Origin of the sequence: Thiothrix eikelboomii (assembly GCF_900167255.1) — a bacterium.
GTDB lineage: Bacteria > Pseudomonadota > Gammaproteobacteria > Thiotrichales > Thiotrichaceae > Thiolinea > Thiolinea eikelboomii.
On sequence record NZ_FUYB01000004.1, the window covers coordinates 123,376 to 137,610 of the forward strand.

A 14,235-nucleotide genomic window follows, 5' to 3' on the forward strand; every position below is an offset into this window, starting at 1 on the left:
GCGTTATCACTGCCCCTCATTCACTAATGTTTTCCACAACTTTAATCGGTGTTTCGGTGAGTAGCTCATTGCGATCAGTCAGCCAACGCAAGCTGTATTCACCGAGTTGATCAGGGACGGTTAAAGTGGCAGGTTCATAGCCTTGCGTAGCGCTGGCCCGTACATAGCCATAAGTAATGCTTTGGTCTTTCCCTTTAGCAAATAAGTGGATATGGCCGCTCAAACCATCAGGGCCTTGCAGAGCGATCTGGATTTCAGTGGATTTTTGTACCTGATCCGGGGCTGACAAACGAATATCGGCCTCAGTCACTTGGATAGGCGCTTCCGCTAGCAGCTCATTGCGCTCAGATAGCCATTTCACTTCATAATCGCCGGGGGTGGCGGGTAAGCTGAATTCCGTCGGTTCATAACCTTTAATGGGGTTTTCACGCACATAGCCATAGGTGATGCTTTGATCTTTACCTTTAGCAAAAATATGTACATGTCCGGCTAAACCATCTGGGGCGGTTAAACCGATTTTCAGTAAAGTCCCTTTTGGTGCTGAGGCAGGGAGTTCAAGCTTAACCTCACTTTCAGTGACTTGAATCGGCGCAGCTGCGAGTAGTTCATTGCGATCAGATAGCCATTTGATTTCATAAGCCCCCGTTTCAACCGGTAGGCGAAGTTCAGCATCTAAATAGCCCCCTTGCGGATTGGGTCGGACATAACCATAAGTAATACTTTTATCTTTACCCTTGGCAACAATATGTACATGGCCTTCGAGATTGGCTGGGGCGGTTAAGCCGACTTTGAGGAGTGTACCTTTGGGCGCAGATTCAGGCACCTTCAGTGCAATATGGGCTTCAGTGACAGTAATCGCAGTTTCAGCTAGGAGTTGCTCCTGAGGATCTTTCCAGCTGAGGGTATAATCCCCGGGCGTGGCGGGTAAGCGTAGTTCAGTCGGTGGATAGCGATCACCCTCGGGGCGGACATAGCCATAAGTAATGCTTTGATCTTTACCTTTAGCATACAGATAAACATGGCCTTCTAGCCCCGGTTGTTCGGCTTGATGCTCAATTTTAATGAGTGTGCCTTTTTCGGCAGTGCTAGGCGCCGTGATTTTTGCACTGGGGAGAGGGGCTGGGGTAGGTTTCGCGGGTTCAGGTGCAGGTGTCGTGGCCTCGACGACAGGTAGTTGCACGGTTGCTATGAGAGCTTGATTGAGTTCCTTGGCATTGGCGGCCGCAATAAATTTGCCTCCGGTATTGTCTGCTAAGCATTTTAGCCCAGCTTGGTCTTCGAGTTTAGCCACATCAAAGCCAATCACATGTGCGGTGAAGTTTACCCCTGCTTTTTCTAATTCAGCACCGAGTACACAGGGATCTCTATCACAGGTTTCTTTGCCATCGCTGATTAGAATGACCGTGGCTTGCTCTTCGGTATATTTGAGTGCTTCGGCGGCTTGCTGAACGGCAGCGGATAAGGGCGTTTTGCCTTTAGGGATCAAGCCATCGACCACTTTACCGATTTTGTCTGCATCTAAAGTACCCACTGGTAACAGGGTTTCAATATCCTTGCAATCGCCTTTACTGCGATGCCCATAAGCCACTAACCCCACTTCCTGACCCTCTGGCCAGTCGGCGAGCATGGATTTAAGGGCTGTGCGGGCAATTTCGATTTTAGGTTTGCCCTCGATTTGTTCCCACATGCTGCCAGAAGCATCGAGGACTAAAATAGTTTTATTATCAGCCGCTGCTAGTGTCGTGCTGGCTAAACTCAGTAGGATAGCTGTACCCAAAGTATAAAAGTTATCAGGCTTATGCATTGACAATTCCCCCTCGCCGAATCGTTAATTAGCGTATTTGTGTGAAGTACTCATAGTAAGTATAGACTAAACTGATTGGTATGCTATTGGCTGAGTGGAGTAAAGCCAGCGATTGCAGATGAACGCCGATATGCGCCGATCAAGCTAAAAAAAGGCAATCCGAAGATTGCCCAAAATGCAGAAAGAGACTGTGTAATAGTGGCTTAATGGTGGCTATAACCACCACTTTGAGAGCGCCGCTGGTGCGGGTGTTGGTATTGAGTGGGTCGATAATGACGATTACTTAGACAATTGCGTTCCGCTCGAGTGACACGCCCATCGACACGCACACATTGATTACGATAATTCACGACGCGGTGATTCTGGCGCTGATAATGCACTACTGCAGCACGGGTAGGGGCAGGGCGATGATAACCAGAATAGCCAGTCGCACATTGGGAGGCGAGTGCGCCTGTACTCGCTATGAGCAGGCTGCTACCGAAAATGGCAAGGGATAGTATTTTCTTCATGCAAATGCTCCTCGATTTGGGGTGGGTAAACTCAATAACGCAGCAAGAGTGTTCTTGGTATACAAGCCTAGGGTTGAATTGCGTAGTAAATACGCGCTTAACTGTGCAAAGAATAAGGAAGTACCAGAGTATCGAGACAGATTTAAGATCGTGTCGCCTACCTTCTACTCAAGTCGATTACACTGCTTAAGCATAAACCTAGAAGCAGTGTGTTTTTAGCGGGCATGTTAGTATCCGACCTTGCGTAATTTTTTGGATACTTGTGGTGGATAGTCAACAAACCGAGCGCTACTATCAGGACAACCCTGTTGCCCGTTATGTAGTCTTAATTGTGGTGTGTATTAGTAGTTTTTTAACACCGGTTTCTTTATCGGGTTCTTTTGTGGCAGTGCCTGCCATTTCTGAGGATTTGCATGTTAGTGCTGTCTATGCCAGCTGGATTCCGGCGGCTTTTTTATTAAGTAATCTGCTGATGATGCTACCGGCAGGGCGGTTAGCGGATCAACATGGGCGCAAGCGCATTTTTTTAATCGGTGGTGTTCTATTTAGTATCGGTAGCTTGATTGCTGGCTTTGCACAAACTATTGAACTATTGCTATTCAGTCGGGTGATTCAAGGCATTAGTAGCGCGATGTTTTTTACCACCGGAATGGCGATTATTACCAGTGTGTTTCAGCAAGGCCGAGGGGCTGCTTTAGGTTGGCTGGTCGCTTCGATTTATTTAGGCTTGACCTGTGGCCCTTTATTAGGCGGCTGGGTGACGGAGCAGTTTGGTTGGCAGGCAGTTTTTTGGTTTCCTTTGCCATTAGTCATCATTGTTTTGATGCTGGCTGGTTTGACCATGAAGGGTGAATGGCGAAGTGCTCAGGCTGATCGCTTAGATTTAGTCGGTACTCTGTATATGGCGATTGGCATGATTGGTGTGTTTGTCGGTTTAAGTATGCTTCCAGATCTGAAGGCCACCATTGGCTTAGTGATCGGTGCAGTCTTTATCGGGATTTTTATTCATCATTGCTACACCGTGCCTAGCCCCTTAGTACGGTTAAATTTAGTGCTGGGCAATCGACCTTTTTCTCGAGCTTTAGCCGCGTCAATCATGGTGTATGCCAGTAATTATGGTTTGATTTTTTTGCTGAGTTTGTATCTGCAATATAATCGTGGCATGACGCCCACCACGGCAGGGCAAGTCTTGATGGTACAAGCAATCGTGATGACGCTCTTGGCCCCGTTAGCTGGGCGTTTATCGGATCGCTATCGACCGCGCCTCTTGGCAACTTTGGGTTGTTTAGCGATGGTGGCGGGCTTGGCCTTATTAGTGGTGACGGTTGGCCCTGCTACCCCGATTTGGATTATTCTGCTGTGCTTGATGGCCTTTGGGGTTGGTTTTGGGCTGTTTTCCACTCCCAATACCAATAGTGTACTGGGTTCAGTACCACCAGAACGGTTGGGTATGTCCTCGGCCTTATTGAATTTATCGCGCCTACTTGGGCAGATGTTAGGGACAGCGGTGATCACTTTATTGATGTCGCTGATGATCGGGCAGGCGAAAATTACTCCAGAGCATTATACGGATTTAATGGAAGTGGTGCGCTGGGCGGTGGGTCTATCCTTGATCTTTGCGCTGGCGGCGACTTATTTTTCTAAAGAGCGGCCGCTGGCAGTGAGTGTTTAACCGCTTAAAAGGGCCAGCTCCTGATGGAGACTGACCCTAGCCCCTCAAACACTAACACCCTTAAGTTGAGCTGTTAATCCGTTGGGATTATTTCACGTGGATCATTGACCCAGTGGGTAAAGCACGAATAATCGCAACGGTTTTATCGTTCTTTACATGCTGATAGTTGCCACGCTTATCATCATAGCGGTCGTGGTGGCGATCATGTTGATAACCGCGTGCAAGGATTCGGTTGTTGCTGAGTTTATAAATACTGCGTTTTAAGCGACTTTCTTTGTGTTCCAATGAGCTGCGCTCTTTATTTGTCAAACGATGATCTTTTAAGGCGACTTTCAATGAATAACGCAAGCTTTTCAGTTCAGAACGGAGCATCCGCTCTTCACCACGAGTTAATTTGCCTGTGGCTACACCACTATCAATCCGCGCTGCCAAAGCACCTAAATTGACCGAGTTAGAAGCATATCCATGCCCCGGTGCAGCCATTGCAGCAGAAGAGCCTAAAATCGTGCCAGCCACCAATAAACCAGAGAGTAGAGCTTTCAGTTTCATGATATTTCCCTTGTGAGCTTGTTTAAAATTTTTTGTTTCGACAGGGGTAAAGATACGCGCTGAATTTGTGGCAAAAATGCGCTAATTGTGAAAAGAAAGGGGAAGGCTGATCCCTTATTTAGGGGATGAGCTTGTTGCAAGCTTTAGAATAATTGCTATAGAAAAATAATTGGTTTAGCGATATCAGCCTACTCATATCAAATCAGCAGGCTGTTTTAACAGGTTATTAACCCTCTTGCTCGATCTTACCCCAAGTATCTTTTAAGCCAATAATTCGATTGAAGACGGGCTGATCGGCGCTGGAATAGCGTGAATCCAGTATAAAATAACCTTCGCGCTCAAATTGATAGCGATCATTGAGGGTGGCTTGGGCTAAACTCCGTTCAGCCTTGCAGCCGTGGAGGATCTTTAAGCTATCGGGATTCATAAAGTCCAAGAAGTTTTTATCGCCTGCATCGGGGGCGGGATCAGAGAATAAGCGATCATATAAACGCACTTCGCAATCAAGGTGCTCGCGGGCAGACACCCAATGAATCACCCCTTTGGCTTTAATGCCATCAGCAGGGTCTTTGCCAACTGTGTCTGCAATCACTCGTGCACGTAGTTCGATAATTTGACCCTTAGCATCTTTAATGGCTTCATCGGCTTCAATCACATAAGCATTGCGCAAGCGCACCCGCTTACCAAGGACGAGGCGTTTGTATTGCTTATTGGTGGTTTCGCGGAAATCATCTTGGTCGATATACAGTTCGCGGCAAAAGTGCAGCTCACGATTCCCCCAATCTTCGCGTTGGGGGTGACGTGGAGCAACTAGGGTTTCGGTTTGATCTTCAGGATAATTGGTTAAGATTACTTTGAGCGGATGTAAAACACACATCGCCCGTGGCGCGAGGGCATTTAAGTCTTCGCGCAATGCATGCTCTAGCATACTGATGTCGACCACACCATCGACTTTAGTCACGCCCGCCATTTCGCAGAAATCACGTAAAGCTTGCGGGGTAAAACCACGGCGGCGCATACCTGCAATCGTTGGCATACGTGGGTCATCCCAACCATCGACATGCTTTTCATCCACCAATTGCTTGAGCTTGCGCTTGCTGGTGACGGTATAATTCACATTCAAACGTGAAAATTCATACTGATGTGGCTTGGCAGGTACGGGCAGATTATCAATACACCAATCGTATAAAGGTCGATGTGCTTCAAACTCCAAGGTACAGATCGAATGGGTGATCCCTTCAATCGCATCACTTTGCCCATGAGCATAATCATAAGACGGATAAATACACCATTTATCCCCTGTTTGATGATGCGAGGCGTGCTTAATCCGATATAACACCGGATCACGTAAATTGATATTGGGTGAGCTCATATCAATTTTGGCGCGGAGTGAGCAAGCGCCATCGGCAAATTCACCCGCCCGCATTTTTGCAAACAAAGCCAGATTTTCTTCAACGGAGCGATCACGATAGGGGCTATTTTTACCCGGCTCAGTCAGCGTGCCGCGATATTCGCGCATTTGCTCAGCACTTAAATCGCAGACAAAAGCTTTGCCGTGTTGAATTAAATACACCGCCCATGCATGCAATTGATCAAAATAATCCGAGGCATAGCGGACTTGCCCTGCCCACTGATAGCCTAGCCATTGCACATCAGTTTGAATGGCCTCGACATATTCTTCATCTTCTTTGACCGGATTGGTGTCATCCATCCGCAAATTACATTGGCCACCATAACGCTGGGCTAAACCAAAATTCAGCCAAATGGATTTGGCATGACCTAAATGTAAATAGCCATTGGGTTCGGGTGGAAAGCGGGTTTTTACTTCACTCACCACATGATTGGCGAGGTCATCTTCAACGATGCGCTCAATAAAGTTTAAGGGACGGCTGGTATCGCTCATAGTTTTTAGCTTTTTTCAGTGATTGCAAGATAAGAATTAGACTCTGTGTCGGCTAGTATGTCTAGTACAGGCCTTTCGAGCAATTTTTCTCAACGCCAGACGGTAGGAAACAGCTCCTTGTGCGGCGCAAAATTGCTTGAATAGTAGCAGATTTTTCGGGTTATACTGTGCCTCCGACATTCGGAGGAGTACCTATCATGGATCAAAAAGCTAGCTCAGGCGCTAAAACGGTCAAGCGCCGTACCGTCACGACCTTACGCAAAATGAAGCAAGAGCAAGAAAAAATTGTCATGCTGACCGCTTATGATGCAAGTTTTGGACGAGTTTTAGATGAGCAAGGGGTCGATGTGATCCTTATTGGGGACTCGCTAGGGATGGTGATTCAAGGCCATCCGACAACGATTCCTGTCACAGTGGAGGATATGATTTATCACACCCGTACCGTGGCAGCAGTCGCCCAAACAGCTTTAGTACTGGCTGATTTACCTTTTATGAGTTATACCTCGCCAGAAATGGCCTTGCGTAATAGTGCGCGTCTGATGCAAGAAAGCCATGCCCACATGGTCAAGCTTGAAGGGGGCGCACCGCAAGTAGCGACCGTTAAGCAACTCACTCATCATGGCGTACCGGTCTGTGCACATTTAGGTTTACAACCGCAATCGGTGCATAAATTAGGCGGGTATCGGGTGCAAGGTCGTGAGGCAGCGGTCGCTCAGCAAATGCAAGCGGATGCGTTAGCGTTGCAAGAAGCCGGAGCTGATATGATCTTATTGGAATGTGTACCTGAAACCCTCGCAGCGGCGATTACTCAGGCAGTCGAAGTGCCTGTGATTGGCATTGGTGCGGGTCGAGCTTGTGATGGGCAAGTACTGGTTTTACACGATATGCTCGGCATTACCCCGCGTGCGCCGCGTTTCTCGCAGAGTTTTATGCAAGAAGGCCGCACGATTCCGCAGGCGATTCGTGCTTATGTTGAGGCAGTGAAAGGCGGTAGCTTCCCTGCTGATGCGCAGTGTTTAGTTTAGGCAGGCTAATAACAGGAGAACTCAAGCATGCAATTAGTGCATCAGATTGAAGAGCTACACGCACACATCCGTACTTGGCGACGGAATGGCGAAACGATTGCTTTTGTCCCGACGATGGGCAATCTACATGGTGGACACCTGACTTTAGTCGAGCGTGCTAAAGCAATGGGAACTAAAGTCGTGGTTTCGATTTTCGTGAATCCGGCTCAATTTGATCGCCCCGAGGATTTAGCGGCTTACCCGAAAACCTTAGATGCTGATTGTGGCTATCTAGCCAAGCTCAATACCGATTTAGTTTTTGCTCCCACTCCAGAGAGTATGTATCCGACTGGTAAACTGCGCACTAAAGTCGAAGCACCGGGGATTAGTGATATTCTCGAGGGTGAAAAGCGCCCTGGGCATTTTACGGGGGTGGCGACGGTCGTTTGCAAATTATTCAATTTAGTGGAACCGGATATTGCTATTTTTGGTGAGAAAGATTTTCAACAATTGCTGGTGGTGCGGCAAATGGTGAAAGATCTGAATATTAATGTACAGATTGTCGGGGTGACTGCAGTCCGCGAGGCTGATGGTTTGGCCATGAGTTCACGCAATGGCTATTTGACCCCCGAGCAGCGCCAACAAGCGCCTTATTTGCATCAGACTTTGCAGGAGGCGGCTCAGCAAATGGTGGCACAAGGCCAAGTCACGGAAGAGGGCTTTGAGTCGATTCAGCAAATTATGATCGGGCATTTAGCTGAGCATGGCTTTCGCCCAGAGTATTTTGAAGTGCGCCGTGCCAATGATTTACAAATACCTACCCGAGGCGATGAGAATTTAGTGATTCTCGTTTCTGCATGGCTAGGGAAGGCTCGCTTAATTGATAATGTACAAGTGTTTTTAAAAGACGGGCGGATTGTTTAAACGGGTTTAAGCCGAACAATTTCAACACTTAAAGCTTTGAACAGCGGTGCTGGAGCTAGTCGCTGTTCAAGGCCAGCGGTACTCAGCTATTGCATTTAAGCTTAATTTGTGTGGTAGCTACTTTGGTATCCTTGGCGAAACCTTCTAGGCGTAATAGACGTTCTGTGCTGGTTTTGGGCAATTGTAGGGTCACTGCATTATTCCTCACCTCAACTGAACCTGCAGGGCGGTCATCCAGATACCAGTCAACGCGGTCAATGCCTTCACTGCTCACCTGTAGTGCACACTGATTCGTATCCAGTTTGACCGTCAGGGGATAACGGGCTTGGGTAAGTAGTAGTTTGGCGGCATGATGAATCAAGTCTTGGTTTTCGTTTAAAAGATCGGTGCGCGTCATATAATGACGTTCGTCCGGTTCTACGCCGAAGTCTTCTAAGGGAAGACCCGCTTGTTCACCTGACCGCAGCATCCGCCGACTTGACACCCGAAAATCTGCCATACGGGGTAATTCAGTGAAGGCTTTAGTCAAGGTATTATTCTCAGCCCGCCCCGGTGCTTCGGCTAACACCCGCAAGACCAAATGTTGCCAAACATTCGCTCCACCTGCACCCGTATTATCACTAGCACCTAAAATTTTGCCAATTTTATGGTCTCTAAAGCCCGCTGCAAACATATCGGTTGCGCTATAACAATGAGCATCCGTGATTAAAACCACTGGGCCGGTATATCGTTGGCCGATATTATTCGCTTCTTCTTCGGTTGTGATGGCATGAGCAGTCGAATACAGCGTACCTGTGACGGGTGCTTGTTTAAGCGAGGGTACCCATGCTTTAAGATTGATCTGTGGAGCGATAGGCGAGGGTGAGTTACGAATACATAATTCACGAATCAGCGAAGTACTAATAAATTGTGCCTTTTCTGGTTCAATCCGCTGTGGGGTAAAAATTTGTAATAGTCGCTCAGCGGCGGTAATCAAGCCGCCTGAATTACCACGTACATCGAGAATCAAACCGTTGGAGGGGAGAAGTTTGAGCAGGCGAATAATCTCTTCAAGAAAGGCCTGATCATCCTGCACCATGAAAGAAAATAAGCGCAGATAAGCAAAACTTCCGCTTGGGGTATTCACTGCCCGCGCATTAATATCGGGTAGCAGTGATTTGACTTCTGTACTATCAGCGCGCCGAGTGGAGTTGCGGCGGGTAGGGCGACGGAATTCAACAAATAATTTTTTACGGGCTTGATTAATATAATCACCTTCTAGTTGGTTACCCATTAAAAAGTCACGATAAATATCACTCGGTCGCTGAGGTAAAGGTAATAGCTCATCTGGGCTAGCTGTCAAACCTAGGTCTGTTGCCAAACCGCCCATTTGCTTTAAAACCAACCATTCCAAAGCCAGCTCGTGTAAGCTACCCTCAGCTGTTTTGTATTGCAGATAAATCCGGTGCTCTAAGGGGGGTAAATTAATCGCTAAGGGTCGAATGGTAAGGGAGCGTAAGCCAACGGCATAGCGAGCTGCTGGATTACTGCCTCCGCTTTGTTCACCATTTAAGCGAATCGCTTCTTGAATCGGTAAACCATTCCAGAGGATTAACTCCACTCCGGCTTTAAAACTATCGGTGACAGTGGCGACGCTACTGATTTTGGTGATTAGATAATGGGCTTGCTGCTGATCATCAAAATACTCCTCCACAAGAAAGGGCAAGACAGCAGTCAAAGCATTGTAGGGCGCTGGTAAGACATAATTGGTATGTAAATCATGCAAGCTTGTAAAAATGGCGAGGAGTTCTCGATGAAATTCCAGCTCGCTGTTGACAACTAGATCGCTAGGATTTTCTAAGCGGTATTGTAATAGGCTTAAGCGCTGTACTGGGTCAATGGCATACAAGGCTTTTTTCAGATAAATATGGGCATAAACTTGTTCAATAAGAACTTTGGCTTGATTGACGAGCGTGCGTTTATCCGCAAGGGTTAAGCCGGCTTCTTTGGGTAAATTATCAGCTAAACGAGGTAGGCTAGCGGCAAGCTCTAACATGGCATTCTCCCCAAGTTGTTGTTGATTTCAGCTAGACAGTATACGCTGCCCATTTAAGAAACATTGGAAAATTCAGGTAGCTTCAACGATTTTCCGATGGTTAATCTAGCTGAGCAGGGCAAAGAATATGCATAATCTAACTCAATGGAAGTCTGGGATGGCGGCTATGTTATTCAGCGTCATGGTGAGCTTAAGTAGCATTCACCCAGTTTTATCGGCTGAAGTGCCGAATAAAAGCTATGTAGCTTTAAGCCCAGAACAAGGGCAGGTTTTATGGCTGCAAACAGGCCTATCACCTGCTATTTTGAGCTTTAATGGGCAAACTGGGGCTTTAGAGCACAGCCTTGCTTTACAGCACGAGGCCACGCAATTAATCATGGGGTTTACGCCAGATGGTTTTAAGGTTGCCCGCTTAGAAGCCGCTGGTTTAAGTATTCTGCATCGCACTGGCAAAAGCTTACGCCGTTTAGCTATATCGAATTTACCCCAACCAGCGAGTCGTTATCGACCGATGACCGCGATTACCAATGCAACTGGCACGGCACAACTGTTTCATGACACCCGAACACCGCAGTTACAGGTATTACATACGGGTAATGGTAAGATTTTAGCGACGGTGGCTTTACCTAAAGCCCGCTTATTAGCCTTAGGCTTAGATGCTACGATTAATAAACTTGCCTATGTAACCGCAAATGTAGCTGGCAAAACAGACAAAGCTGATCTGCAGATCTATGATTTATTTAAAAATAAATTAATAAAAACCTATTCGATTCAAGCTCCCTCACCGTTTAGCCAACCCGTAGTCTTTAGTTGGGATGGCAAGTATGTGGCTGTGCTACCGCAAGTCATTAATTTGCAAACCGCAGAGCAGATCACTGTTAAGGGTGCAACAGGCTCTGCGGTGTTTACTACAGATCATCAAGCCTTGTTGTTTGCCAGTCGCCAAGGTATGCAGCGTTTTGATTTAGCTCGCAAGCAGCAGCAAGCTTTGGATTGGCAACTACCGGCTGATTGTCAAACGACAGTAGCGGAGGATATGAGTGTTGATCAACAGCAGTTAGCGTTTGCGAGTTTGTGTACACCAGCAGCTAACAGCTTAGCCGTCGTTTCTTTCGTTAATGCTCAGACAGGGCAGTGGCAGCGTAATCTCAATTTGGCTAAACCTTAAATTTCACAAGCAAGCCTAAAGCCAGCTACAATCTCTTTAACCCATTGATGGAGCATGAGTATGAAGCAGTTTGGTGGTCGTTTTTATCTAGCGGTTTTGATTTTGCTAAGCAGCCTATTGAGTGGTTGTGGCTATAATAATTTGCAAGCCCAAGATGAGGCCGTAAAAGCCACTTGGGGTGAGGTTTTGAACCAATATCAACGCCGTGCAGATTTAGTGCCGAATTTAGTGAGTGTCGTGCAAGGTTATGCAGCACAAGAAAAGGATGTACTCACTGAAGTAACCAATGCACGGGCGAGTGTTGGGAGTTTAAAGCTCAGTCCAGAAACCCTCAATGACCCTGCAGCCATGCAGCAATTCGGTGCGGCACAAGCGGAGTTAAGTGGTGCGCTGTCTCGCTTACTGGTGGTGAGTGAGAATTATCCAAACCTAAAATCAGATACCGTCTTTCGTGATTTAAGTGCTCAATTAGAAGGGACTGAAAATCGGATTGCCGTGGCACGCAATCGCTATATTGAGCAAGTTCAAGTCTTTAATACTACTGTGCGCCAATTCCCGGAAAATCTCACCGCTAAAGTGATTGGTTTAAAACCCAAGGAAGGTTTCACTGTGGATAGTGAGGCGACTATTATGCGTGCACCTAAAGTCGATTTCACTCAGCCTAAACCCGCTGGGCAATAACTGATGTTTATATCGCCGCAAGAGCTGAGTTTTGGCCTAAGCTTTAGGCGGTTTTGGCTATTGCTCAGTAGCTGTTTGCTCTTCTTTGCCAGTGTAGCACCGCTAGCCTTGGCTGAAACCACCGATAAGCCCGCCGCCCGCTCGTTGAGTTTAAATGCGCCAGTGATTGACCAAACCAACACCCTCAATGCTGCGGAATTAGCCGCTTTAGAGGCGCAGTTACGAGCGATCCATCAGGCTGGACGTGGGCAGTTGGCGATTGTCTTAGTGCCATCAACGGGTAATGAATCGACCTTTGATGCAGCCCTACGCCTTGCTGAGCAATGGCAGCTTGGCACGGCGCAAGCGGATAATGGCTTATTAATCTTCGTTGCCGTGCAAGATCGGCGAGTACAGATTTTAACGGGTTATGGTTTAGAGTCAGTGCTACCGGATGTGATGACGAGTCGCATTATCCGTGAAGAAATAACCCCCGCTTTTAAAGAGGGTGATTATGCGGGTGGTTTAACCGCTGCAGTGAATCGCATTGATCAGATTCTCCAAATGGATCCTGAGCTGGCTAAGTCGCAAGCACTGCAAGCCCAAGATCAAGCTCATCAAGCCGCTGAAGATCCTTTCGCCAGTTTGTTTGGGGTAGGTATTTTTTTATTGGTGCTGGGGCAGTTTTTACGTTCTTTGTTGGGGCGGTTCTTAAGTGCTAGTCTAATCGGTGGTTTGGGCTTTTTTATCGGCTATGGGGTGGTGGATTTATCGCTCGCCCTGTCTTTGTTCCTAGGCGGATTTTTATTTGTCTTGTTGTTAATCGGTACAGAGATGGATAGCCGCCGTGCCAGTGGTCGTCGTGGACGGGGTGGAGTCGTTTATGGAGGCGGGAGCGGTTGGAGTAGTGGCGGCTCATCTGGTGGGGGTTATAGTGGTGGTGGCGGCGGTTTTGGTGGTGGAGGTGCATCAGGTTCATGGTAAAACAAGCAGACACTCAGTTAAGCCCCACCCCGAGTTTGAAGCGTTGGTGGAGGCATGCGCTCTATCTGCCGTGGCGCACCAAGGGTTATTTTACACCAAGCCAACTTGAGCAAATCGAACAGGCGGTGGGCGTGGCGGAATTAGGCCATCCGGGCGAGGTTATGGTGATTATTGAAGGTAATCTGCCGCTACGCCAAGCCTATTGGGTGGACAGTCGCCAGCGTGCTTTAGATCTATTCAGCCTGTTTAAGGTTTGGGATACCCAATACAATAGTGGCATGCTGTTGTATGTGAATATCTGTGAGCATCACCTTGAGCTATTAGCAGATCGGGGTATTGATCAATTTGTTGCTCCTGAGCATTGGCAAACGATTTGTGATCAAGTGATCGCTGAATTTAAACAAGACAAGTATGCACAAGGGGTCTTAGCGGGTGTGCAGTTGATTGGCCAAACCTTACAGGCGTTTTATACCCTTCAAGTCGAAGACAGGGGCAATGAACGTGCGAATCGGCCTATTTTGATCTAGGCCTAAGAATGGTATGAGCGGTAGGGTTGTGGCTGAATCACCTTAGGTCTTCGCCGCATTCAAACAGTGGCTGTTGCGCCCCGCTTCATATTGAGGCAGACCATCAGCAAGCACACTCCAGTTTGCTTTCGAACCGACATAAATATGAGCGTCGGGCTGCTGAACTAGGGGAGTATCTAAACTACCGAGCGCGATTTCAATCAGCTCTAGCGCCTCGGCAGAGTCAGCAAAGGTCAAGCTTGAGCCACATTGTTTACAAAAGCGGCGCACGGTGCCATTAGGGGCTTGATAAGCCACTAACTCGGTTTCACCTTGTAACCAGCGGAAGTTTTCACGCTGTACTGAGCCAAAGCTCGCAAAAGCGGCTCCATGAAATTTACGGCACATCGAGCAATGGCAATGCGCCATCTTCGGTTCAAACTGGCTGATTTCATAGCGAATCTGCCCACATAAGCAGCCACCTTGATAGAGAGTTGAGGGTTGAGTTTGCATAATA

Annotated in this window: 13 protein-coding genes; 7 read left to right on the top strand and 6 right to left on the bottom strand. The window is 47.6% G+C overall.

Features of this window, described 5'->3' with window-relative positions; genetic code table 11:
- Nucleotides 1-16: 16 nt before the first annotated feature.
- Both B5D50_RS06380 and B5D50_RS06385 read right to left on the bottom strand, forming a co-directional pair.
- Nucleotides 17-1,804 (bottom strand): vWA domain-containing protein, encoded by a 1,788-nt coding sequence (locus B5D50_RS06380; RefSeq protein WP_078921751.1) that lies wholly within the window; start codon nt 1,802-1,804, stop codon nt 17-19.
- 203 nt (nt 1,805-2,007) lie between these two features.
- Nucleotides 2,008-2,313 carry a hypothetical protein gene (locus B5D50_RS06385; protein ID WP_078921752.1) on the bottom strand — a complete coding sequence of 102 codons (306 nt, stop codon included), beginning with the start codon at nt 2,311-2,313 and terminating at the stop codon, nt 2,008-2,010.
- Between the two features lie 265 nt (nt 2,314-2,578).
- On the opposite strand from B5D50_RS06385, the gene B5D50_RS06390 reads away from it, so the two are divergent.
- Nucleotides 2,579-3,985, top strand: coding sequence for an MFS transporter (locus tag B5D50_RS06390; protein ID WP_159448591.1), 1,407 nt, complete (start codon nt 2,579-2,581; stop codon nt 3,983-3,985).
- A gap of 87 nt (nt 3,986-4,072) precedes the next feature.
- On the opposite strand, the gene B5D50_RS06395 is transcribed toward B5D50_RS06390, so the two are convergent.
- Nucleotides 4,073-4,534, bottom strand: a complete 462-nt coding sequence (locus tag B5D50_RS06395) for a hypothetical protein (protein WP_078921754.1) — start codon at nt 4,532-4,534, stop codon at nt 4,073-4,075.
- 226 nt (nt 4,535-4,760) lie between these two features.
- A complete protein-coding gene (locus B5D50_RS06400; protein WP_078921755.1) occupies nt 4,761-6,437 on the bottom strand; it encodes a glutamine--tRNA ligase/YqeY domain fusion protein in 1,677 nt (558 codons plus the stop codon).
- Nucleotides 6,438-6,634: 197 nt separating this feature from the next.
- On the opposite strand from B5D50_RS06400, the gene panB reads away from it, so the two are divergent.
- The gene (gene panB / locus B5D50_RS06405) at nt 6,635-7,462 is read left to right on the top strand and encodes a 3-methyl-2-oxobutanoate hydroxymethyltransferase (RefSeq protein WP_078921756.1); all 828 of its coding nucleotides are present in this window, start codon (nt 6,635-6,637) and stop codon (nt 7,460-7,462) included.
- Between the two features lie 27 nt (nt 7,463-7,489).
- Nucleotides 7,490-8,365 (top strand): pantoate--beta-alanine ligase, encoded by an 876-nt coding sequence (panC, locus tag B5D50_RS06410; RefSeq protein WP_078921757.1) that lies wholly within the window; start codon nt 7,490-7,492, stop codon nt 8,363-8,365.
- 82 nt (nt 8,366-8,447) lie between these two features.
- Here panC and B5D50_RS06415 read toward each other — a convergent pair whose 3' ends face one another.
- Nucleotides 8,448-10,400, bottom strand: a complete 1,953-nt coding sequence (locus B5D50_RS06415) for a S41 family peptidase (protein WP_078921758.1) — start codon at nt 10,398-10,400, stop codon at nt 8,448-8,450.
- A gap of 127 nt (nt 10,401-10,527) precedes the next feature.
- Between B5D50_RS06415 and B5D50_RS06420 the strand changes: the two genes are divergently transcribed.
- The 4 genes from B5D50_RS06420 to B5D50_RS06435 are packed head-to-tail and all read left to right on the top strand — an operon-like array spanning nt 10,528 to nt 13,739.
- Nucleotides 10,528-11,568 carry a YncE family protein gene (locus tag B5D50_RS06420; protein ID WP_078921759.1) on the top strand — a complete coding sequence of 347 codons (1,041 nt, stop codon included), beginning with the start codon at nt 10,528-10,530 and terminating at the stop codon, nt 11,566-11,568.
- A 60-nt stretch (nt 11,569-11,628) separates the two neighbouring features.
- Nucleotides 11,629-12,249: a LemA family protein gene (locus B5D50_RS06425; RefSeq protein ID WP_078921760.1), complete on the top strand. Its 621-nt coding sequence runs from the start codon at nt 11,629-11,631 to the stop codon at nt 12,247-12,249.
- A 3-nt stretch (nt 12,250-12,252) separates the two neighbouring features.
- The gene (locus B5D50_RS06430) at nt 12,253-13,212 is read left to right on the top strand and encodes a TPM domain-containing protein (protein WP_078921761.1); all 960 of its coding nucleotides are present in this window, start codon (nt 12,253-12,255) and stop codon (nt 13,210-13,212) included.
- Nucleotides 13,206-13,739: a TPM domain-containing protein gene (locus tag B5D50_RS06435; protein ID WP_078921762.1), complete on the top strand. Its 534-nt coding sequence runs from the start codon at nt 13,206-13,208 to the stop codon at nt 13,737-13,739. The genes B5D50_RS06430 and B5D50_RS06435 overlap by 7 nt, the downstream gene beginning before the upstream one ends.
- A 42-nt stretch (nt 13,740-13,781) precedes the next feature.
- Here the strand turns inward: B5D50_RS06435 and B5D50_RS06440 are convergent, their stop codons facing one another.
- Nucleotides 13,782-14,231 carry a GFA family protein gene (locus tag B5D50_RS06440; protein WP_078921763.1) on the bottom strand — a complete coding sequence of 150 codons (450 nt, stop codon included), beginning with the start codon at nt 14,229-14,231 and terminating at the stop codon, nt 13,782-13,784.
- Nucleotides 14,232-14,235 lie beyond the last annotated feature (4 nt).